The organism is Bradyrhizobium sp. Leaf396, from assembly GCF_001424605.1.
GTDB lineage: Bacteria > Pseudomonadota > Alphaproteobacteria > Rhizobiales > Xanthobacteraceae > Bradyrhizobium > Bradyrhizobium japonicum_C.
This window is the reverse complement of the sequence record NZ_LMQJ01000065.1, coordinates 151,255-172,826: the sequence shown is the minus strand read 5'-3', so window position 1 is coordinate 172,826 and position 21,572 is coordinate 151,255. Positions and strand designations below refer to the sequence as shown.

Below are 21,572 nucleotides of genomic sequence, written 5' to 3'. Positions count from 1 at the left end.
CGTGGAGCGTGTCCACGCGGAGGATCGAGCGATGTTACGCAAGATGATGATGACGGCGCTGGCTGTCGCCGCGGTCGGGCTCTCGGCGCCGCAGGCGGCCGAGGCGCGGGGCGGTTTCGGGCGCGGCGGAGGCTTCCATGGTGGCGGCTTCCATGGCGGAGGCGGCTGGGGGCACCGTCATTGGCATGGCGGCGGCTTTTGGCCAGGGGTCGCAATCGGGGCAGGTATCGCCGGTGCCGGCTTCTACGGCGGTTACTACGGGTACGGTTATCCCTATTACGGCGTCCCCTACTATTATGGTACCGGCTACAACGATGGCTATGGCGGCTGCTATGTCGCGCGAAAGCGCGTCATGACGCCGTCGGGATGGCGATACCGTCGGGTCGACGTCTGCGAGTGAGGCGGAGTGAGTTGTCAAAGAACAAGGCCGTTGACGCAGTATACCGTCAACGACCTTGCCAGCCCCGGATATTGAAATCGGCTCACGCCATCCGGTAACGGCGAGCATGGCCCGGAATCATACGGGCGAATGTGATCCAGTTCACAACTGGCGAAATAAGTTCCCGTCGCGTGGTCGTCGGCTCAGCTTCGCGACCGCTTGCGGGCGCTGTCGTGGGCGCGTTGCCGCACCGGTTTCTTGCGGGTGACCGGCGGCGTTTCGACCTCGCTTGCCCGGGCACTGGCAAAGGACTGCCGCAGGCCGTCGATGGATTCGTTCAGGGCTGCAACCTGCTCGGACAACCGCTTGGTATCGGCCTGTTGCGCCGCCATCAGCCGCTTCATGGTCAGGAGTTGGTCCTGCATCACCTGCAGCTGGTCGATCGATTCCTGCTGGGTCGCCTCCAATCCCTTGGTCTTCTCGACCAACTGCTCGGATGCTTGGGCGGTGCGGGCCTGCAGCTGCCGCGCTGCGACGACCCGGTCGGTCTCCGGCGCTGCACCGGTATAGGCGCGCCAGATCGCGATCGAGGTCACGCCTACAATCAAGAGCAAGAGAGCTGCCGCGGTCAGCGCGATGGGCTGACCGCCGAACCGAAACAGGCGATTGGATGGCGTGTCCTGGGCGAGATCGATCATCGCTGACAAAACCCAAATTGAAACTTGGTGAGTGGCGAAGACCGGCAACCCAGAGGGTCACCGGGGCGTCCCGAAAGCGTTAGGTTTCAGCAAGGAATGGGACCAAAAAGAGGCTGAAGGCCAAAAAACCAGTGATCATCGTGCCTTGTGGACTCCGAGAGCCCCCTTGGGAGCAGGATCAAGGCTGAAACTGCGAAAAAGGCCCGAAATAGCTTTTCGCGCGCGGCGGTGCATAGGGGCCGAGCCGGGAGGTTGTCAGCCGCAGCCGTACCAGTGATTCCGCCAGCGTCACAGCTGCGGCAACGCCGTCGACCACGGGCAGGGCATGTGTGGCGGCGAGCTCAGCGGCGAGATCGGCCATGCCGGCGCAGCCGAGCACGATGGCTTCCGCGCGATCATTGCGGATCGCGGCGGTGATCTCAGCGGAGATCTTGCCGACGGCTTCGGTGTTGCGCTCCTCGAGTGCGAGCACCGGCACCTCGGCGGCGCGGACGCGGGCACAGCGCTCGGCGAGGCCGTACTTCTTCAGATTGTGCTCGATCGGAGCGATGGAGACGCCGAGCGTCGTCACCACGGCAAAGCGCGCAGCGATCAGGCTCGCCATGTGGAAGCCGGCTTCGCCGATGCCGATTACCGGCGCTTTGGCGGCGGCGCGCGCGGCATCGAGGCCAGTGTCGTCGAAGCAGGCGATAATGTGGGCGTCCGCGCCGTCGCGGTCGGCCTCGCGGATGCAGCCGAGCATGCCGGGGACGGCGAAAGCCTCGTCGTAGAATCCCTCGATCGAGACCGGGCCCATCGCCGGCTGGCGCGCATCGATCGATGTGCCGGACAGGGCGACGCTGCGCGCGGCTGCGGCGATCTTCGCCGTCATCGACGCGGTGGTGTTGGGATTGACGACGTGCAGTCGCATCAGACCAGACTAGTCCTTTCTCAGACGAGTCGCTTGCCGGCGTCCGGACCTCTGGCCGCCTGCCGCTTGTTGAGCATGTGGTTGGTGCCGAGCGCAAGAGTGATCATCGTGAACGAAACGGCTGAGGTCATGGATCACGCGATCGATGCGGTCTCTCCGGCCTGGCTCGATCACGCCGGCCTGCGGCACCGATCACCACGCCGGAATCGTGGCCGCGATCCGCAAGCGCAACAAGCAGCTGCTCGCGCGCTGATGCTGTCGCACCCACCGAATCGAGGCCGAACTGTTCCTGAAGGATCCGCCGCCGACGACTGCGGCTTGCGGGCGTGCTCGGTGCGAGAGCGACGCGTCTCGCCAAAAAGTTGCGCCCAGCCATTGGGGGATGGCTGGGCGCGCGCGAACCGGTCTGGGACGGGGAGGGGTGGGGATGTGACCGGGCCGCGTAACTCGTTGTCTCGTTCCTAATCTCTCGCGCTGGCGGTGGAGACCGCCGGCCTGGTATCGCCCAGCGAGACCCACACGTTGGGATCGCTCTGCGACTGGCGCTTGACGAAGCGGTAGCCGGTCTCCGTCCAGGCAACGACGTTCTCGTTCTGATTGTCGAGAACGAACTCGCCCTTGTCGGTTTTCACCGTGAGCACCGCGTGGCCTTCGCCCTTCTTGTCGCGCACGACGGTGATCAGCAGGGCCTGGCGTGGCCAACCGGCATCCATCAGCATCTTGCGCTTCAACAGCACATAGTCTTCACAGTCGCCATAGCCGTCTGACGGCAGCGACCACTTCTCGATCACGCCCCAGTGCTCCTGGTCGGTCAAAGGCTTGACGGTCTCGTTGACCCAGCGATTGACCTTGACGAGGTCGCGCCACGCAGCCTGCGACATCACGATGTCGCGCGGCTGCAGCGGTGCGCCCTGGCACTGGGCGGCTTTGTCCGCGCAGAACTCGACCCAGCCGATCGGCGCACGCGTGGTATCGCCGAGGCTCGCGTAGAGCAGACGGCTTTCGCCAGCCTGCGCTGTCGCGCTGATCCCGAAGAGCATGGCGACCAGCGCCAGCTTCTTCCCCTGTCCCCTGAAGTCAAACATTGCGGCCCCCGTTTCTTGTTGGGACCACATTGCGCACGGAGCTTTTGAGCTGCTGCTAAGTCAACCAAGTCAAGTCGAAACGAATACAAGTAAAAGGCGCGACGAATTCGATCTATACTTGAATCGAATTCGAATAAAATTGGACATGACTGCAATTGATTCAAATTTTATCGATTAACCCGAAACCCGCGGCGGAACCGGTGATTGCGCGCGTTCGCAGGCCCTGCGTTAACTGCAGGGCGTTCGCCGCCGGACGTGAAAAAGGCGGCATCGCGCATCGCGAAAGCCGCCTTCCAGCCTGGAAATGTCGAGGTTTTCGCGTCCTCGCGCTTTACCGCGCGGTAACGCTCTCTTCGAGTGTCTCGATCGGCTGCTCGTGCAAGAACTCCAGCGCGAAGCCGTCTTCGAGGTTGCGGACCACGCGGCCCTGGACCCGGCCGAGCAGCACCGTCGATTTCAGCGGCGGCCGGTTCTCGGCGGCAATGGCAGCACCGGACAGAGAAAGGTCGATGATGCGGCAGGTCATCTTGGTGCCGTCCTCGAGCGTCAGCACTGCAATGGGGTTGCGCGGCACGATACGGTCATGGCGGCGATCCTCCGGCAGATTGAGGATGTCGCGGTTGGCGAGCCAGGTCAGCTGGGCCGCCAGCTTGTCGCGCTTCCTCGGCGTGGCTCCGATCGTCATGGCGAAGCCGTTGTCGATGATGCGGGTGATCTTGCCCTCGACGCGGCCGATGTGGTCGAGATAGGCGACCACGCGGTCGCCGACATTGCCGATGCCGGGAGCGAGCAAAGCGAGGCCGCCCGGCGACATGTTGATCACCTGGCAGGGGAATTCCCGGCGGTCCGGCAGCATGTAACGGCCGAGCAGGTGCACCTTCACCCGCTGGAAGCGCCTGCGCTCCTCGGCGGCCGGAAGAAATTTTTTGTTCGCCAACGCCATTTCCAACACCCGACCCCCCGCCCGGGCGGAGTCCGGGACGACCCTAAGGTGTATAGGGTTAATGCCGCGTTAGGATTGGGCCTAGCCACGACGAACCGACGCAATGCGCTCGAAAAGCCACATTCCGAGGACCCGATTCGACCGGTCAAGCCGCGCGCGTCACCCGCCGCAGCGCGACCGACAGGCCAAGCCACCAGTGAATGCCGGCCGCCATGCCATATCCGATCGTGTTCTCGCTGAAGGCCCGCATGCCGAGCAAGGGATTCGCACTACCCTATGTGAGATTGGCCCGTGCCTACGCGGTTATCCGTGGGCCTAAGATTAGCCGAGCCTGTCACAGACATGTTTCTCCAATTGCTCGACGAGATGATCGAGAGAGGCTCCGGCAGTGTGTCGAGCACAAAATGCTCTCGATCCCATGACTCATAGTCGTGGTTCACTATCTCCTCCCAGCTGGGAGCTCGTGACCCCAGATGTCAGCGACGCGGTCTTCCGCCCGCCGCTGGTGGATAGCCAGATCGCTGCAGACCAATTCGATCTTGATAATGCGTGCCGAAGTTTCCGCGGCGGTCTGTCGCCAGCCGATACGGCTTGCGAGCACCGGGTTCACACAGTCGGCAACAACGGTTCGGTGGAGCTTGAGGTTCTCGGCGGCGATGGCATTCGCTATGGCATACCCCATAGAGCCAACCGCCAGGCCTCCCTGCCGCAATGCCTGTTCAATGGCGTCGACACGGAGGTAGGTTGCGTTGAGCTGTGTCGCCAACTCGCGGGAGATTGTCGTTTTCCCGGTGCCGGGGAGGCCGCCGAATACGAGCAATGTAGGAGAGCGATCGCTGGTCATGTCTTGTGATCAGTTGTCTTCGTGCCGACCCCGGAGCACACCGCAGGTTCTTGCTGCGCTCACGCAGGCTACGAGGCCGAGCGCTTGGCACGCGCGCGCATCTCACATACGCTTCGCATCAGCCCGCACCATCAATCATAACAGACGGGCAGCGAGGAAGTCTCCATGGAATCCATCCGCGTCTGCACTCACGCAGGTCCGGGCTCCGAGCCCGTCATCCGTACCGTGCCGTGGCCGAAGGTCGGCCGCAAGGCCGCGCTGATCAAGGTCGGCGCCTGCGGGGTTTGCGGCACTGATTTGCATATCCTGAAAGGTCATTGGCCGAAGCCGCTGCCGTGGCCGTTCACGCTCGGACACGAGCTCGGTGGGGTCATCGTCGAATGCGGCGATGAATTTTCCGAGGACTTCATGAGCAAGCCGCTCAAGGTCGGCTCGAAGGTGATGATCCCGCCCTTGATGCCGTGTGGGCGCTGCTATTACTGCATCCATTATCCCCAGACCGCGAACAAATGCCTGACGCCGGTCTATTACGGCCGCTATCTCGGCTTCGACAAGGCGCCGCACCTGTGGGGCGGCTGGGCCGAATATGTCTATGTCGATCTCGAGATGCTGCCGGGCACCAAGATCTACAAGCTGCCCGATGACATGTCGCTGCGGTTGGGAGCGCTATCGGAGCCGCTGACCTCCTGCATTCGCGCCTTCAACCGTGCGACCCGCGCCGGCGGCTTCAGCTGGGGCGACACCGTGGTGATCCAGGGCTCGGGACCGATCGGCATTCTCGCCGTGGCGGCCGCAAAAGAGATGGGGGCAGGGCGCGTCATCTGCGTCGGTGCGCCCGAGGCGCCGCGATTGAAGCTCGCGCGCGAGTTCGGCGCAGAGGCGACAGTGAACATCGAGGAGCTCAAATCGCCGCAAGAACGCATCGCGCGCGTGCGGAAGATCGTGGGCGGTTTCGGCGCCGATCTGGTGATGGACTGCTCGGGCCATCCCACCGCCGGACCCGAAGGCATCGAGATGCTGCGCGACGGCGGCACCTATGTCGAGATGGGCCAGTTCACCGACGCCGGCTCGATCGACACCTCCTGGCACCGCATCTGCACCAAGGACCTCAACGTGCTCGGGTCCTGGGGCTTCACCGGCAACGATCTGCCGTTAGGCGTCGACATGCTCTACCGCACGCGGGACAAGTATCCCTGGCTGAAGATGCAGACGATCTATCCCTTCACGGAAGATGGCGTCGCGCAGGCGGTGAAAGACGCGATGGCGATGAAGACGGTGAAGTCGACCATCGTGCCGTGGCCAGAGCTGGTGGAGTAATGCCCCGCCGTGATAGACGATCCGAAGCCCGGATGAGCGAGGCGATATCCGGAGCGTTTTTCGAATCGGGCGTTCCCGCATGTCGCCCCGCTCAAGCGGGTTACGTGCCGAAATCTGGAATGAGGGCCACGATGACAGATGCCCCCGACGTGAACGCGCGCTCCCCCTTCCACGCCATCCGCGCGATCGATTACACCGTCATCTTCGTGCGCGACATGGCAGCGATGCGCCGCTTCTACGAGGGCGTGCTCGCCTTCTCCTTGCTACGCGAGCTGTCCCCGAACTGGATCGAATACGGCATCGGCAGCAACACGCTGGTTTTGGCGAGGCCAAGCCGGACCGCGTCCGACGCGCCGATCCCGGCGGGAAGCGCCGCGCTGCAGCTGGCCTTCAGGGTCTCGGCGGACGAGGTCGACCAGTGCGCCGATGAACTCCAGCGGCAAGGCGTGGTGCTTCTGGCTCTGCCGACGGACCAGTCCTTCGGCCACCGTACGCTGTTCTTCCGCGATCCCGACGGTAATCTGCTGGAGGTGTACGCGGAAATCTGAAAGAACCTGCATGGTACAAGCGTCCGGAACGGTTGATGCCAGGTCGGCCGCAGCCAACGGGCGCGTTACTCTCCCTCAAGCCATGCAACATAAGCATGGTGATTTCCCCGCGCTTGGCGTAAAGAGCATCCAAATCAAATCGCCCCGTGCTGCTGGCCTTCTGCCGCGCACGTGAGCTCAGGCCCGCCGTCCACCGTTTACGCGCCTGAATCAACCAAGGTTCTCCATCTCGTGTCCTTTCCGGCCCTGACCCCGCCGCTCGCCCGCGCTTTGGCCGAGCGGAACTACGATTCTCCCACTCCCGTTCAGCTCGCCGTGCTTGCGGACGAAGCCGCTGGCCGTGATCTGCTGGTTTCGGCCCAGACCGGCTCCGGCAAGACTCTCGCTTACGGCCTCACCATGGCGAAGGATTTGCTCGGCGATACCGAGCGGTTCGAGCAGGCCGGTGCGCCGCTCGCATTGATCGTGGCGCCGACCCGCGAGCTCGCGCTTCAGGTTCAGCGCGAGCTGGCCTGGCTCTACGGACATGCAGGCGGGCGCGTGGTCTCCTGTGTCGGCGGCATGGATCCGCGGCGCGAGCAACGCGAGCTGGCGGCGGGCGCGCACATCGTCGTCGGGACGCCCGGCCGGCTCTGTGATCATTTGCGGCGCGGTCGTCTCGATATCTCCGAACTCGCTGCCGTCGTTCTCGACGAAGCCGACGAGATGCTCAATCTCGGTTTTCGCGAGGATATGGAGTTCATCCTCGAGACCACCCCGGAGACGCGCCGGACCCTGCTGTTCTCGGCGACCTTTCCGCGCGGCATCGTCGCGCTGGCCCGGCAATATCAGCGCGACGCCTTCCGGATCGAGGTCGCGGGCGACGAAGGCGGCCACGCCGACATCGAGTATCGCGCGATCCGCATCGCGCCTGCCGATGTCGAGCACGCCGTGGTCAACGTGCTACGCTTCTACGAGGCGCCGAGCGCGCTGGTGTTTTGCAGCACGCGCGATGCCGTCCGGCATTTGCAGGCGGCGTTGCTGGAGCGCGGCTTCTCTGTCGTCGCTCTCTCCGGCGAATTGACGCAGAACGAGCGCACCATGGCCTTGCAGTCGTTGCGTGACGGACGCGCCCGCGTCTGCGTCGCAACCGACGTTGCCGCCCGCGGCATCGATCTGCCGAGTCTCGACCTCGTCATTCATGCCGATCTGCCCAACGACGCCGAGGTGATGCAGCATCGCTCGGGCCGAACCGGGCGTGCGGGACGAAAGGGCACAAGTGTCCTGCTGGTGCCGCCCGCGCGTCGGCGGCGCGCGGAGCTGCTGCTCAATCTTTCGGGTATCGATGCGGTCTGGGGCACGGCGCCGCAGGCCGAGGAGATCCGCAAGCTCGATCACGACCGCATGAAGGATGTGCTGTTCACCGAAGAGACGACGCCTGACGACGTGGCCTTGGCGCAGGCATTGCTCGCCGAGAGGTCAGCCGAGGAGATCGCCGCCGCGCTCGCGCGGCTTTATCGCGCCCGGCTGCCGTCCCCCGAGGACATCATCGATCCCGGTGAGCGGAGCGGCCGGCCGCGCGACGGGCGCGGGCGCGACAGACTTGAAGGTGGCGACGATCGTCCCGCGAAGCCGCGATCGAAGTCCGGACAAGCGTCGTCGAAGCACGGCATGGACGAGGGCAGCGTCTGGTTCCGGGCCGCGATCGGGCGGCGTAAGAACGCGGAGGCGCGCTGGCTGCTTCCCATGATCTGCCGACGTGGCGGCATCAAGAAGGGCGATATCGGCGCCATCAAGGTCATGGACACCACCACCGAGTTCCAGATCTCCGAGCGGGTTGCGGAGTCCTTCGCAGCAAAGGTCAAGCGTCCGGACAAGGAAGACAGCATCCGCATCGAGCCGATGGCGGACGCGCCGCAGCAGCAGGCACGGTCGGAAGAGCGATCACACGCGCCGCGGCGCGCGAGAGACGATGGCGAGCGCCGCGAGGATCGTCCGCGCGAGGCACGTGAGTTCAAACCTCACAGCAAACCGCTCGGCGGGCGCGGACCGAGATTCGAGGATGCGCCGTCTTCCGGAATGAAAAAGAAGCATCGCGATAAGATGGGCCGCGCGGAGCCGTCGGTTAGGCCATGGCCGGTGAGGGGGGCGCCGGGAAAGAAGACCAAGAAGAAGCATCGCGGCTGAAACGCCACCGTTCAGGAAGGACGGCTATGATGCCGCCGGCTTGCACCGGCGACATCACTCGAAAAGTCAGGTGGACTCAGCGGCCACCGCCGCCACCACCTCCACCTCCGCCACCACCGCCGCCGGCATCGCTTAGCGACGAACTGTAGCGGGGATCGGTCTGCTTCATGTAGACGGGCGAGGTGTCGCGATGGGTTACGGTGGTGGGTTTTCTGCCCACGTTCGGCGTCTCGATCAGGAAGCCGCAACCTTCGAAAAAGGCGATGTCGCAGCCATAGGTCCGGTACTGCGCCGCGTTGGCGCTGGTCGCGGTGAACGCAGTCGCCGCAACGCACGCAACGAAAGCAACTTTCGACAATGTGAGTTTCATGGACATTCTCCAGCCTCGGTTCGGCGAGACCGGAAGGGCTCGCACACACCTTCGACGGAGGCTGATCTGACCCGGTTCGAGCCGGCGGTTTCACGCCCGCGTGAGGCGGGAGCGAGCGGGGAGGGGCGTTAAGTCGCAGCGAGGTCGCGCAGCATGTAGGTCGCGCCCTCTCCGTAGGAGGCCAGTTTCGCGCGCAACGCTGTATCCGCCATCAGTGGACGAAAGCCGAGTCGTTGCCACAGCGGCCGCGTGCCGTAGACCGAGACCAGCGCGAGCGTTCCGATGCCGGATGCGCGCGCTAGCTCCGCGATGCCCGCAATATAGGTGCGCGCGACGCCTCCGCGCCGATGTGGCAGCACGGCGACATCGTGCACGTAGAGGCAGTCTGCGTCTTCGGGCAGTCGTTCGAGGAAACCATCGAGCGGCGGGATCTGGTGCTGCTTCCAGGGATGCCCGAGCCCGTAGCCGGCGATCTCATCGCCGGCGACGAGCACGCGGCATCCGTCGGGACAGAGCCGCATCTTCTCCGCGAGCACCTCGAGGCTTTCCGGAAGATCGGGATGGATGCGCGCCGCGATGGTGCTGATGGCGGGCAGGTCGGATGCGTGCGCCGGACGCCAATGCGGCTTGCTCATGTCGTATCGCCGTTCCATCTCTGTTGGTTCAGTTTATTCCGCTGCATCGGCGCGCGCATCGAAAAATATCTTTGCCGCCTTTCACGGAATACGGGGCCACGCGCGGCGTCCTATCCATGCAAGCCAATCGCATGAAAGGAGATATCATGACGTCCTCGATCCGCCTCGCGCTCGCGCTCGCCATTTCGCTCGCGATCGCTCCCGCCGCCTTCGCAGCGCCGCCGACCAAGACCGGCAAGACCGACAAGGGCACCGTGCTCACCGACACCAAGGGCATGACGCTCTACACCTTCGACAAGGATGCGGATGGCAAGTCGGCCTGCAACGGTCCATGTGCCACGAATTGGCCGGTGTTGAAGGCCGAGGCGAGCGACGTCGGTGGCGACGGCTACACCATCATCACCAGGGACGACGGCTCGAAGCAGTGGGCCTACAAGGGCAAGCCGCTCTACACGTTCGCCAAGGACCAGAAGCCCGGCGACGTCACCGGCGACGGCTTCCTGAACGGCGCCTGGCATCTGGCGATGCCGTAACTCCCGGGGCGCCGACGCCCTGCGCCGGCCGTTGCAGACGACGGCCGGCGCACTTCCGCGCCGCTATCTCGGATATTCGAGCTGCATCGCGACGAAGTCGGCCGTGCGCTCCCCGTAGCGCGCATCGATGGCGTGCAATGTCTGCTCCAGCGCCCGCGCCGGAGGCAGGTCGACGGCGGCCTGCAGCGTCTGCTTGGCCGGCCAGCCCGCCGCGACCTTGTCCGGCAGGATGCGGAGACCGCCACGGCTGGTCTGCGCCTCTGCCGTGGCGGCGAAGGTGAGGGCGTGCGAGCGATATGTGCGCGACCAGGCATCGGCAACCAGTGCAAGCGACACCTCATCGACTTCAGGCGTGAGTGGGATGCCGAATTGGTCCCGCTTCCAGAATGCGAGCGTGTTGGCGATCGCGGTCAGCGCAAACGGGCGCGTGAACCGGAACGCCTCGCTGCGGTGGCGCGCATCCCATTCCGCAAGTCCGATGTCGCGGGCAACCGCCTCCGCCTTGGCGCGACCCGCGATGGCCTCGACCAGGGTCAGGGCCATCGGCATGGATGCGGTGATGCCGGTCGTCGTCGCGACGCCGCGGTCGACCACCAGCCTGCGGTCCGCGACATAGCGGATGTCGGAATGCTTTTGCAGATCTGGCACGGAGTACCAGTGCGTGGTGGCCTTGCGGCCGTCGAGCAGCCCGGTATTGGCGACGACCTTGGCGCCGACGCAAACGCCGATGACGATCGCGCCCTTGCTGGCCTGGCTCTTGATCCACTGCAGGGCGACGGCATCGTCCTCGCGGCTCATCGCGGGGACGACGACGTAGTCCGCGCCGTCGGGATGCGCAGCATCGAATTCGGCGATCGTGGCGTGCGGCTGCACCTTCAATGCGGGATAGAGTGCGACGGGGCCAGGCTCCGTTCCCAACGTGAGGACGTCGGCGACATCTGCGCGCGCGAGGATGCCATAGGGCATCAGATAGTCGGTCGTCTCGCTCATGTCGTTGATACCAACGATGGCGATCAGGGGACGTTTGCGCTTTGGCGGCTTCAATGCCGCAAGTGTTGCCTCGGTCTCCTCTTTGGATATCGCTGGCGCGTTGCCTTGAGCCGGCGGTCCGGGCAGCAGGAACAGCCAGGTTCCGCCGATCGCCGCCAGCAATGCCACGCAGCCGACGCAGGTCCAAGCCAGAATGCGCCATGCCATGATGATGTCACCCGATCCTCGTTGCGTCATGCGGGCGAAAGCTACTCCCTGGCAACGACATCAGGAATGACGCAGATCCGGCAAAAACGGCCATGTGCAGATTGATTTGCTGGCGCGGCGGACTGCGGAGGCTATCTCAGCCCCTCATACACCATCAGTCCGCGTGCGACCTGCAATTTGCGGATGGCGCGCGGCAGGAGCTTCTCGGGCTGGTGCAGGTAACGCCAGGATGTGAGCGTGAAGGCCAACAACGGGCCGCATTCGTTGCCGAACGGCGCGAGCACGCCGGTCACGCTCACGGGGGTGTGTGGCCGGGCGTTGAAAGGGAGCAGCAGCAGTTCGAGATGCGCCTTGCTGCCGTCCTCGCGCGCTGCGGTGACGCCTGCGATCGCCCCCAGCGTCTCGTCGGCGACGATGGTGGTGATCTCCTCGATCTCGCCGCGGCTCGCATCGGTGAACAGTGCCGCGAAGCTCTGGTCCTTGAGGTCTGTTCCTGCGAGCGCGCAGACGCGCGTGCCGGCGACGCGGAACGGGAAGCCAAGGTTCGGCTCACAGGACAGCACGAAGATGTCGCCGAGCAGGCCCCGGACTGCGGCCGGGTCGATGTCGGCCCGGTCGGGGGCCCGCGCCGTACCGCGCTTCTTGTCCCAATACGCGAAGAACGCGCGGCTCGACGGATGTTTCATGACTGAACGCTCGCCCCGGGGGCGCAACCCCGCGGGACAGACCTGTCCCGCTTCAATGCACCCGCGATCCCTTCTTTTGTTGTGCAGGAGGGAATCTGCAGCGTCCATGCCGGAGCGGCGGTTTCAGCACTCTCGTGCCAGGCTTTGCGTCGTTAACGTTAAGTTAACTATGCGCTTTGTGCCGGCCGCTCGCCTGCTATGGTGACCGCGGTCGCAAGCCTCGCCGCTTTCTCCAGGTTCTCGGCGAGGCCTGTAATTTGGGCGTCAAACAGTTTGGTCACGGGCCGCGGGAGGGGTGGGGATCAGCCAATCTCTCCGGCCACCGGAAGACCGACACGGACAGGCAGGGCTTTCCCAGGGCCCTGCCTTTTCCGTCTTCGCAGCACGCTTTTCCTCAAAGCGAGGCCCCCCAGTCGAGGATTTCCTTTTGTGCACTTGCGCAGGGGCGGTCTAGGCGACTATCTCCAGACGGTCGCTCCGATCGCGCCTGAAAGCGAAGCTGCCTTGGATTCTCCGCAAGATTCGTCACCGGACCTGCCGGCCGTCATCGAGGAGGCTCCTCGCGAGCCGATCCTGACGCTGCCCCCGGCACTGACCGCCTATATCGTCCTGCTGGCGGTGATCCATCTGCGGGTGCTGCTGCCGCCGGAGTTCGAGAACTGGACCATCGACGTGTTCGGCTTCATCCCGAAGCGCTACGATTCCTCGCTGCTGAATTTGCAGATTCCGGGCGGGGCGGGTGCGAAGATCTGGACCTTCGTCACCTACTCGCTGCTGCACGCCAATCTCACCCATCTCGGCTTCAACGTGCTGTGGCTGCTGCCGTTCGGCAGCGCCCTGGCGCGGCGCTTTGGCACGGTCCGGTTCTTCGTCTTCCTGGCCGTGACGGCGGCTGCCGGCGCGCTCGCCCATCTCATCACCCATGAGCACGCGGTGGCGCCGATGATCGGCGCCTCGGCCTCAGTGTCGGGCGCGATGGCGGCGGCAATCCGCTTCGCCTTCGTCCGCGGCAGCTTCCTGTCGTTCAGTCGTTCGGACGCCGACACCGCCGCAAGGGTTCCGGCGCTGCCGCTGTCGCGTGCGGTGCGCGATGGGCGGGTGGTCGGCTTCCTCGCCGTGTGGTTCGGCGTCAACATCATCTTCGGTGTTGGCGCGATCGGGGTCGATTCCGAAACGACGAGCGTCGCCTGGCAGGCGCATATCGGCGGCTTCTTCGCCGGCCTGTTGCTGTTCGCCCTGTTCGATCCCGTGCCGCGGGCTCGAGGCAATGCTGCGGGTGCGTCATCACAGGACGTTTCAGACCGTATTTGAAGCGGCGCTTGCGGCTCCGCCCGAATTCATCCATCATTCCCCAGAAGAATGTTCCGCAAGCCGCTGGCGACGATGCTTCGCAAAGGCGCCTGAGCGTGAAACCGGCGCTGAAACTGTTAGTTGTAGACTCGAAGAACAAGTTCGGACGCGGCAAGGCGGACGGCTCCGATTCAGGGAGGCGACAATGACGGTACGTTCCATTCTCAACACCAAGGGCCATCACATCGTGAGCGTCGAGCCCGACGCCAGGCTGGCCGCCGCGATCAAGCTGCTCGGCGAGAAGAAGATCGGTGCGGTGTTGGTGATGAACCAGAGCCGGCTCGAGGGCATCCTGTCGGAGCGTGACATCGTCCGCGTGCTCGGCGAGCGCGGGGCCAGCGTGCTGGAGGCGCCGGTCTCGGAGGTCATGACCCGCAAGGTCGTGACCTGCAAGGAGACCGACACCGTCGCCGAGCTCATGGGGATGATGACGTCAGGCAAATTCCGGCATCTGCCCGTGGTCGACAACGGCAAGGTTGTGGGCCTGATTTCGATCGGCGACGTCGTCAAGCGCCGCGTCCAGGAATACGAGTCCGAGCAGGAAGCCCTGCGCGACTACATCAAAACGGCCTGATCGCCCTCGCCGCTGGCCTCATTCCTGCGCTTTCGGCGCGGTGCCCTCGGGCGCCGGCGCCAGCACATGAATGGCCTCCTGGATCGAATCCAGCGCGCGCTCGGCGGCGCGGGTGCCGAAGGCAATGAGTTCGTCCGCGCGGTGGAAGTCGAACCAGCCGATCTGGCCAACCCGCGGCGTGATCAGCATGTCTGGCGGATCGCCGGCGAGACGGGCGCGGGTAATGCGGTCCTGCATGATGTTGAAGGCATCGACCATCACCGAGGAGATGCCGGGCCGTCCAGCGCCGCCGAAGAACTCGCGCTTCACCGTCCTCTCCGGCGAGAACAGCCGCGGAAAGCGCCGCTTGGCCGGCGACTCCCCGGCTACGGGCGCGGCGGTGTCCGGCATTGCGCCGTGCGAATAGATCGTCGTGGAATGGGTAAAGATGTCACTGGAAAGATTTGCTGCGATGACGATTTCGGCACCGAGTGCCCGGGCGGCCGAAACCGGGACCGGATTGACCAGCGCGCCATCGACCAGCCAGCGGTCACCAATCAATACAGGCGCGAAGATGCCGGGCAGGGCATAGGAGGCGCGCATCCCGTCGACCACGCGGCCGCGCGTCAGCCAGATCTCGTGGCCCGTACGGACCTCGGTCGCAACAGCGGCGAACTTGATGGGAAGGTCCTCGATCAGGGTCTGGCCGCAGGCCTCCTCGAGCCGGGTTGCGAGCTTCTCGCCGCCGATCAAGCCCGAGCCATTGAGGCGGATGTCGAGATAGCCGAGGATGGTGCGCATGCCTTGCAGGCTGCGGCCCCATTCTTCTAGGGTCTCGAGCTTGCCAGCCGCATAGAGGCCGCCGACCACGGCGCCGATCGAGGTACCGACCACGACGTCAGGCACGATGCCGTTGGCGAGCAGGGTCTTGATAATGCCGATATGAGCGAAACCGCGCGCCGCGCCGCCGCCGAGCGCAAGGCCGATCACCGGCCGGCGGATGCTGCCGAGCCCTACCTTCTCGCCATTGGAGCCGTTCGCGCCTCGCCCCTTCAATCTGTCCAGCACCGAAACACTCTCCTAACGCCGAGGCCAGCCCGTGTCCTAAGACTAGGCACCGCATCTGCGCTCCGCCATACCGGGGGCGAAGCATGGTTTATGCCGCTTTGCGGAGGGCACGGGGCAGGAGTATGGCGAGGGCGATGCCTGTGGGTAATCACGCCGCCGTCACTCGGGTTCCAGCGAACGTGCTCGGACCGTATTTCCTAGGACTTCAGAGGCTTGAATTTGCCTCGTTTTCAGTGAAAAGCAGGGACCATGACACGCGGGGGTGACGGCATCATTGGATGGCGGCGCAGCAGCAGGCTGCTGTCGGCGCTGATCGTTGCGGCGTGCCTTGTTACCGCAGGCCAAAATGTTGCGCAGGCGCAGCTTTTCTCGGATCGTCCGCCGCCGGTGCCGCCGGCATCCGTGCCCGACCCCGGCGGCGCCGTCAGCCTGGCGCCGCCCTCCGGGCCGGGCGCCGGCCCGCCAAGCCTCCCGCCGACGCTGATGCAGCCGGCGACGCCCAGCATGCCGCCGCCAGCGGTCACGACCGTGCCGCCGGCCGCCCCGCTGAACGCGGCGGTGCCCGGACAGGGCGTGCTGTCGCTGACGGCGAAATACGGCAAGGACTCCCCTGCCATTACCAGCGGCCTGGTATGGCGGGTGTTTGCCGACCGTCCCGACGAGAACGGCACCTTCAAGCTGATCCGCGAGGACCGCAGCGCCACGCCCAACATCGTGCTGCCGCCTGGCAATTACGTCGTTCACGTCGCCTTCGGCCTCGTCAGCGCGGTGCGCACCGTCAGCCTGAAGGCCGAGACCGACCGCGAATCATTCGTGCTGCCCGCCGGCGGGCTGCGGATCGAGGGCCGGGTCGGCACCAGCCGCATTCCGCAGAACCAGATCTCGTTCTCGATCTACAAGGGCAGCCAGTTCGAATCCGGCGATCGCGCCTCACTGGTGCCGAACGTCGCGGCCGGCGATGTCGTGCTAATACCCGAGGGCACCTATTACATCGTCTCGAATTACGGCGATGCCAATTCGGTAGTGCGCTCGGATATTCGCGTCCAGGCCGGCAAGCTCACGGACGTCACCATTACCCACCGCGCCGCCGTCATCACGCTCAAGCTGGTCAGCGACAAGGGCGGCGAGGCGCTCGCCAACACCGCCTGGTCGGTGCTGACCCCCGGCGGCGACGTGATCAAGGAATCCATCGGTGCGTTCCCGCGCGTCGTGCTCTCCGAAGGCGAATATCGCGCCATCGCCAAGAACGAGGGCAAGGTCTACGAGCGCGGTTTCAACGTCGTCAACGGCGTCGACGGTGAAGTCGAGGTCGTCGCTCGGTAGGGCCCGGCGCCCATGCCGGGTGCAGCCGCCGTGACGGCTGGGACAGCAATTCTCATCTGGCGCACGAAAGTGCATCCCCGGTTACCGTTTGCGCCGGTCCGCCATGAATGCCGGGTGAGCAACGGCTGTACGCCCGCATCCTTGAGCTCACCTGAAGGCTGCTGGCGTCGCCAAGTTGCCGCTCGGGCCAGCGCAAACACCGTCGGCGGGACCTTATTCCCGCATCGTGCGAGTTCGTCGCTCCGCTGCACGATACGAATTTCCGATCATCAATTTTATCCTCTTTGCACTCCGCTAGGCTATATGTCTGGCGTCCGTGTAATGGGGGCCGGAGCAGGCATATGCGCCTGCGGGACCGGCATGGAGCAGGGGACCAGGCCGGTCGGCATGTTCGAAGTGATCCTTACAAGGCGCAAGCGGTTTGGCTGGCGATGGCAGGTGTGCGACCAGTCCGGCAAGATATTTGCCGATGGCTTCGAACGCACGCGGCCGTCCGCCAAATATCAGAGCGAGCGTGCGTTGTTCTTCCTGTTGTCGCAAGCCTACTTGCGCAACCGCTCTGCGGCGTCCAGCGAGGATTAGTAGCGAACAGCTTCGCAGCCGATTGAGCGATTCCGGGCCGGCGTCGGCGACGCGCCGGATATTGTTTCGCTCATCCCGGCAACCAGCCTCAGCTCAGATGTTAATGACCAGCTTGCCCTTCGCGGCATGATCGCGGATCAACGCATGGGCATCACCAACGCTTTCCAGCGTAACCGCCTGGGATCGAGCCGCGGCACCAGCTTGCTGGTCTCTACGAGGCGCGTCGCCTGCATCATGATCTCCCCGTGATGTGGCCGCCTCCGCCCGACAGCAGCGGCAGCAGGCTAAGACCCCCGAATAGGTGGCGCGGAACGATAGCGGCGCAAGGGCATGCGTACCCCAGCCGAGCGCGCTCACCACATGGCCGAAGCGGCGCACGGCTTCGAATGAGGCGTCGAGCACCTTGCCGCCGACAGTGTGGTAGACGACGTCGAAACCGACGGCTGCCGGTATGCTGCGCGACGCCTCGACGGAGTCCGGAACACGAGAGCATCGTCTTCGCATCACGGTCATAATCTCTAACGCCCACTAACCAACACCTGACTTAAAACTGTCATAATCGCCGAATGGAACCCGCGCCTGCGCGCCTTTTACATGTCGTTAAGCGCGCCTGCATTGGATGCGCCGGCAAAGTGCGTTGGGGACTGCAATGACTGCCGCGAAGAAGATGCCGGGAAAACCGGCCGCCGAAATGTTTGACGACATCCCGGTGCTTCAGCGCAAATGGCACGCGGCGCTGAAGCCCGGCGAAAGGCTGCCGCGCTACGAGGACGTGATGCTCGGCAGTCTCGGACGGCTCGCCGACCACATCGCGCTGCTCAGGAGCGACGGCGCGCTCGAGCTGTCGCGGAGCGGGCGCTATGTGCAAAAATGGCTCGGCGAGGAGCGCTGGGACATTCCAGTCGTCGAGCTTTCGCCCGATTGCGCCACGGCGTTGTCGGAAGCGGCGGCGAACGCGCTTGCGACGTTACGGCCGCACCAGGCGAGTGCGCATTGCGTGCGCGACGGAATCGTCAGGACCTACGACGTGCTGGCGCTGCCGACCTCCTCCCGCTGGGGCGCCACGCTGGTCGGTGCCTATGTCAACGAGCGCGGCGCGCAATACAATCTTCTCGACGCGATCTTTTCCTCGACCGAGGACGCGGTGGTCTCCCTGGTGACGCTGCGTGATGCCGGCGGCAGTCCGCTCGATCTCCAGGTCGTCCATCACAACAAGAGTGCAAACGCGCTCCTGAAGGTCGAGAGCGGGCCCTTGCTGTGGCGGCGGATCGGCGAGGGCGGCACGCTGCTGGGCTCGCCCGAAATCATCAACTTCCTGCTCAAGGCCGTTTCGGGCGACCGCGGCGAGCAGCTCGAGATCGAGAGCGAGGGACGCTACCTCCGGCTCAGCGCTACCGCCTTCGCCGACGTGGTCTCGCTGACGATCTCCGATGTCACGGCCCTGAAGCGGCGCGATGCCTCGTTCCGCCTGCTGTTCGACAACAATCCGATGCCGATGTGGGTGTTCGATGCCGAGACCAAGGCGTTCCTCAGCGTGAACGACGCCGCGGTCCAGCATTACGGCTACAGCCGCGCCACCTTCCTGCGCATGAAGCTGCACGAGATCTGGCCCGAGGACGAGTGGGACAGCCACGCCGCGGCGCTGGAGCGCGTCGGCGATGCCTATCATTCCACGCGCAACTGGCGGCACTTGCGCGCCGACGGCAGCGAGATCGAGGTGCTCACTTTCGGCCGCCGCGTCGCCTTCGACGACCGCGATGGCTACTTGGTGGCGGTGGTCGACATCACCGAAAGGCGCAAGGCGGAGGCGCGCATTGCCCACATGGCGCACCATGACGGGCTCACCGACCTGCCGAACCGCGAGCATTTCCAGGAGCGCCTGAAACAGGCGCTCGATCAGGCGGAGGGAAAAAGGGTCGGCGTGCTCTACATCGATCTCGACCTGTTCAAGAACATCAACGATTCCTTCGGCCATCCAGTGGGTGACCGCCTGTTGAAGCAGGTCGCCGAGCGCCTGACCACCGCCGTGCGCGGCGCCAATCTCGCGGCGCGGCTCGGTGGTGACGAATTCGCCGTGATCCTGGCCGCCGACGTCTCGCCAAACGAGGCCAGCGCCTGCGCGTCCTTGCTGATCGACATGGTGAAGACGCCTTACGATATCGACGGACAGGAGATGGTGATCGGCGCCAGCATCGGCATCGCGCTGTCGCCGGGCGATGGCACCACGCCGGAAGAGTTGATGCGCAATGCCGACATGGCGCTATACCGGGCGAAATCCGACGGCGGTGGCGTGCACCACTTCTTCGAGCGCGAGATGGATCTTCAGGCGCAGAGGCGCCGCGATATGGAGCTCGATCTGCGCCGTGCATTCGCCAATGGCGAGTTCGAGCTGCACTACCAGCCGCTGGTGTCGATCGCCTCCGACCGCATCTCCGGATTCGAGGCGCTGCTGCGTTGGCGTCATCCGGACAAGGGTATGATCTCGCCGGCTGAGTTCATCCCCGTTGCCGAGGACATCGGCCTCATCATCCAGCTCGGGGAGTGGGTGCTGCGCGAAGCCTGCGCCGAGGCCGTCAAGTGGCCTTCCGACGTCAAGGTCGCTGTCAATCTGTCGCCGGCGCAATTCCGCAGCCGCAACCTGGTTCAGGTCGTGATTTCCGCCTTGGCGCAGTCCGGCCTGTCGCCGAAGCGGCTCGAACTCGAAATCACCGAGTCGATCTTCCAGGCCGAGACCGATGCCAATCTCGCGATCCTGCACCAGCTGCGCGAGCTCGGCGTCGGCATCTCCATGGATGATTTCGGCACCGGCTACTCAAGCCTGAGCTATCTCCGGAGCTTTCCCTTCGACAAGATCAAGATCGACCGCTCCTTCATCAAGGATCTGGCGGAGCGGCCCGACTGCGGCGCGATCGTGCGCGCGATCTCCGGGCTCGGCCGCAGTCTCAACATCACCACGACGGCCGAGGGCGTGGAGACCGAGGATCAGCTCGACTGGCTGCGCGCCGAAGGCTGCAACGAGGTGCAGGGGTTCCTGTTCAGCGCGGCCCGGCCTGCGACCGACATCGCGAAGCTACTGGCTGATTTCGGTCAGCGCACCTCACGGGCGGCGTAGTGGGGGCGGGTAGCAATCGTAGACCAGCGCCTTGAACGCGGGAGTGATGCGGCCGCGCTCGTTCTGGGTCTGCTGCATCATCAGGTAGACCATGTCGAGCTTGGGATCGACGCCGAAATAGGTGCCGCTGCCTGAGTCCCATTTCAGCTCGCCGAGCGAGCCGGGCGGCGGCGGTTTGGCGTTGCCGGGATCGGTCCGCACGGCAAGGCCATAGCCATAGCCGAAACCGTCCCCGGGGAAGTAGAAATAGTCGCGTCCGACGCCGGAGCCCGGCCCGATGTGATCGGTCGTCATCGCCTTGAACGCGGCCGGGCTGAGATAGCGCCTGCCCGCGAAGGCGCCGCCGTTGAGCAGCATCTGTGAGAAGCGCTGATAGTCGGTGATGGTCGAGAGCAGGCCGCCGCCTCCGGATTGCCAGTCGGGATGGTCGAGGCGCTCGCGCTCGCCGGCGAGCAGGATGTAGTCGTTCGGCAGCGGACGCGCCATCCGCGCCAGCTCATCCTCGGTTGCGAGCACGAACTTGGTGCTGTTCATGCCCAGCGGGTCGAAGATGCGTTGTTTCAGAAACTGATAAAGCTTCTGGCCCGAGATGATCTCAATGACGCAGCCGAGCACGTCGGTCGAATGGCCGTAGCGCCACAGCGTTCCCGGCTGCCGCGCCAGCGGCAGCTTGGCGATGCGATCGGCGAATACCCGGTTGTCGAGGGGATTTTCGAATATGTCGGCCGTCTTGTAGGCCTGCTCGATCAATTCGGCTCCGATATAATCGTAGGTGATGCCCGAAGTATGCCGAAGCAGATCCTCGATGGTGACGGGACGGACCAGGGGGACGAGGCCAAGCTTCAGCTTGCCGTCCGGCTCGGTGAGCTCGAGACCCACCTTGGTGTCGGCAAAGAGCGGGATGTATTTCGAGACGGGGTCGGTGAGCGCAAGCTTGCCCTCGTCGATCAACATCATCGCGCCAAGGCACGTGATCGGCTTGGTCATGGAGTGGATGGCGAAGATCGTGTCCGGCGTCATGGCGAGGCCGGTCCTGGTGTCGCGCACGCCGAAGCTCTTCAGATAGACCGGCTCGCCGTGCTGCTGGATCAGGATCACCGCGCCGGGGAGTCGGCCGCTTCCCACCTCGTTGTCGAAATACGCGGTGATACGGTCGAGCCCTTCGGGCGAGGGGGCGGGACTATCGACAGCGCGGCTTGGCGCGACCGCGCCGGCGAGCATCGCGGCCCCGACAAGAAATTCACGCCGTCGCATCCGGGCTTCCTCCCACGCC

Annotated in this window: 21 protein-coding genes and 1 pseudogene; 10 read left to right on the top strand and 12 right to left on the bottom strand. The window is 64.8% G+C overall.

The window, feature by feature from the left end; genetic code table 11:
• Positions 1-31: 31 nt before the first annotated feature.
• Positions 32-400, top strand: a complete 369-nt coding sequence (locus ASG57_RS33750; RefSeq protein WP_057199026.1) for a hypothetical protein — start codon at positions 32-34, stop codon at positions 398-400.
• 182 nt (positions 401-582) lie between these two features.
• Here the strand turns inward: ASG57_RS33750 and ASG57_RS33745 are convergent, their stop codons facing one another.
• From ASG57_RS33745 to ASG57_RS33725, 5 genes are all read right to left on the bottom strand, one after another.
• The gene (locus tag ASG57_RS33745; protein ID WP_057199025.1) at positions 583-1,077 is read right to left on the bottom strand and encodes a hypothetical protein; all 495 of its coding nucleotides are present in this window, start codon (positions 1,075-1,077) and stop codon (positions 583-585) included.
• A gap of 178 nt (positions 1,078-1,255) precedes the next feature.
• Positions 1,256-1,987 (bottom strand): aspartate/glutamate racemase family protein, encoded by a 732-nt coding sequence (locus ASG57_RS33740; protein WP_057199024.1) that lies wholly within the window; start codon positions 1,985-1,987, stop codon positions 1,256-1,258.
• 461 nt (positions 1,988-2,448) lie between these two features.
• The gene (locus ASG57_RS33735; RefSeq protein ID WP_024340746.1) at positions 2,449-3,072 is read right to left on the bottom strand and encodes a transglutaminase-like cysteine peptidase; all 624 of its coding nucleotides are present in this window, start codon (positions 3,070-3,072) and stop codon (positions 2,449-2,451) included.
• Positions 3,073-3,403: 331 nt separating this feature from the next.
• Positions 3,404-4,015, bottom strand: a complete 612-nt coding sequence (locus ASG57_RS33730; RefSeq protein ID WP_024340745.1) for a PilZ domain-containing protein — start codon at positions 4,013-4,015, stop codon at positions 3,404-3,406.
• A gap of 439 nt (positions 4,016-4,454) precedes the next feature.
• Positions 4,455-4,859: a P-loop nucleotide/nucleoside kinase family protein gene (locus tag ASG57_RS33725; protein ID WP_063997036.1), complete on the bottom strand. Its 405-nt coding sequence runs from the start codon at positions 4,857-4,859 to the stop codon at positions 4,455-4,457.
• Positions 4,860-5,024: 165 nt separating this feature from the next.
• Between ASG57_RS33725 and ASG57_RS33720 the strand changes: the two genes are divergently transcribed.
• The 3 genes from ASG57_RS33720 (at position 5,025) to ASG57_RS33710 (ending at position 8,890) form a co-directional block, all read left to right on the top strand.
• Positions 5,025-6,176, top strand: a complete 1,152-nt coding sequence (locus ASG57_RS33720) for a zinc-binding dehydrogenase (RefSeq protein WP_057199023.1) — start codon at positions 5,025-5,027, stop codon at positions 6,174-6,176.
• A 131-nt stretch (positions 6,177-6,307) separates the two neighbouring features.
• Positions 6,308-6,724 carry a VOC family protein gene (locus tag ASG57_RS33715; RefSeq protein ID WP_057199092.1) on the top strand — a complete coding sequence of 139 codons (417 nt, stop codon included), beginning with the start codon at positions 6,308-6,310 and terminating at the stop codon, positions 6,722-6,724.
• A gap of 231 nt (positions 6,725-6,955) precedes the next feature.
• On the top strand, positions 6,956-8,890 hold the full coding sequence (locus ASG57_RS33710; RefSeq protein WP_057199091.1) for a DEAD/DEAH box helicase: 1,935 nt from the start codon (positions 6,956-6,958) through the stop codon (positions 8,888-8,890).
• Positions 8,891-8,966: 76 nt separating this feature from the next.
• On the opposite strand, the gene ASG57_RS33705 is transcribed toward ASG57_RS33710, so the two are convergent.
• Together ASG57_RS33705 and ASG57_RS33700 are read right to left on the bottom strand one after the other, a co-directional pair.
• Positions 8,967-9,260: a hypothetical protein gene (locus tag ASG57_RS33705; RefSeq protein ID WP_057199022.1), complete on the bottom strand. Its 294-nt coding sequence runs from the start codon at positions 9,258-9,260 to the stop codon at positions 8,967-8,969.
• A gap of 128 nt (positions 9,261-9,388) precedes the next feature.
• Positions 9,389-9,895: a GNAT family N-acetyltransferase gene (locus ASG57_RS33700; protein WP_057199021.1), complete on the bottom strand. Its 507-nt coding sequence runs from the start codon at positions 9,893-9,895 to the stop codon at positions 9,389-9,391.
• A 146-nt stretch (positions 9,896-10,041) separates the two neighbouring features.
• Here ASG57_RS33700 and ASG57_RS33695 point away from each other — a divergent pair, with 146 nt between their 5' ends.
• On the top strand, positions 10,042-10,428 hold the full coding sequence (locus tag ASG57_RS33695; protein ID WP_029674260.1) for a COG4315 family predicted lipoprotein: 387 nt from the start codon (positions 10,042-10,044) through the stop codon (positions 10,426-10,428).
• A 63-nt stretch (positions 10,429-10,491) separates the two neighbouring features.
• On the opposite strand, the gene ASG57_RS33690 is transcribed toward ASG57_RS33695, so the two are convergent.
• Positions 10,492-11,625: a DJ-1/PfpI family protein gene (locus tag ASG57_RS33690; RefSeq protein WP_057199020.1), complete on the bottom strand. Its 1,134-nt coding sequence runs from the start codon at positions 11,623-11,625 to the stop codon at positions 10,492-10,494.
• A gap of 131 nt (positions 11,626-11,756) precedes the next feature.
• Positions 11,757-12,311: a PAS domain-containing protein gene (locus ASG57_RS33685; RefSeq protein WP_057199019.1), complete on the bottom strand. Its 555-nt coding sequence runs from the start codon at positions 12,309-12,311 to the stop codon at positions 11,757-11,759.
• A 504-nt stretch (positions 12,312-12,815) separates the two neighbouring features.
• On the opposite strand from ASG57_RS33685, the gene ASG57_RS33680 reads away from it, so the two are divergent.
• Both ASG57_RS33680 and ASG57_RS33675 read left to right on the top strand, forming a co-directional pair.
• On the top strand, positions 12,816-13,622 hold the full coding sequence (locus ASG57_RS33680) for a rhomboid family intramembrane serine protease (protein WP_200948596.1): 807 nt from the start codon (positions 12,816-12,818) through the stop codon (positions 13,620-13,622).
• A gap of 184 nt (positions 13,623-13,806) precedes the next feature.
• Complete coding sequence (locus tag ASG57_RS33675; protein WP_024340735.1) at positions 13,807-14,235, top strand: CBS domain-containing protein; 429 nt, start codon at positions 13,807-13,809, stop codon at positions 14,233-14,235.
• 18 nt (positions 14,236-14,253) lie between these two features.
• On the opposite strand, the gene ASG57_RS33670 is transcribed toward ASG57_RS33675, so the two are convergent.
• A complete protein-coding gene (locus ASG57_RS33670; RefSeq protein WP_024340734.1) occupies positions 14,254-15,282 on the bottom strand; it encodes a patatin-like phospholipase family protein in 1,029 nt (342 codons plus the stop codon).
• A 249-nt stretch (positions 15,283-15,531) separates the two neighbouring features.
• Between ASG57_RS33670 and ASG57_RS33665 the strand changes: the two genes are divergently transcribed.
• Both ASG57_RS33665 and ASG57_RS33660 read left to right on the top strand, forming a co-directional pair.
• Positions 15,532-16,605: an RgsD C-terminal domain-containing protein gene (locus ASG57_RS33665; protein WP_057199018.1), complete on the top strand. Its 1,074-nt coding sequence runs from the start codon at positions 15,532-15,534 to the stop codon at positions 16,603-16,605.
• 360 nt (positions 16,606-16,965) lie between these two features.
• Positions 16,966-17,187, top strand: a complete 222-nt coding sequence (locus ASG57_RS33660; RefSeq protein WP_230646558.1) for a hypothetical protein — start codon at positions 16,966-16,968, stop codon at positions 17,185-17,187.
• Between the two features lie 93 nt (positions 17,188-17,280).
• Here the strand turns inward: ASG57_RS33660 and ASG57_RS33655 are convergent.
• A pseudogene (locus tag ASG57_RS33655) lies at positions 17,281-17,650 on the bottom strand (zinc-binding dehydrogenase); the annotation flags it as partial.
• Between the two features lie 186 nt (positions 17,651-17,836).
• On the opposite strand from ASG57_RS33655, the gene ASG57_RS33650 reads away from it, so the two are divergent.
• Complete coding sequence (locus ASG57_RS33650; protein WP_057199017.1) at positions 17,837-20,299, top strand: putative bifunctional diguanylate cyclase/phosphodiesterase; 2,463 nt, start codon at positions 17,837-17,839, stop codon at positions 20,297-20,299.
• Here the strand turns inward: ASG57_RS33650 and ASG57_RS33645 are convergent.
• Entirely contained in the window at positions 20,285-21,553 is a 1,269-nt protein-coding gene (locus ASG57_RS33645; protein ID WP_057199016.1) for a serine hydrolase domain-containing protein, read from the bottom strand. The genes ASG57_RS33650 and ASG57_RS33645 overlap by 15 nt on opposite strands.
• Positions 21,554-21,572: the final 19 nt, after the last annotated feature.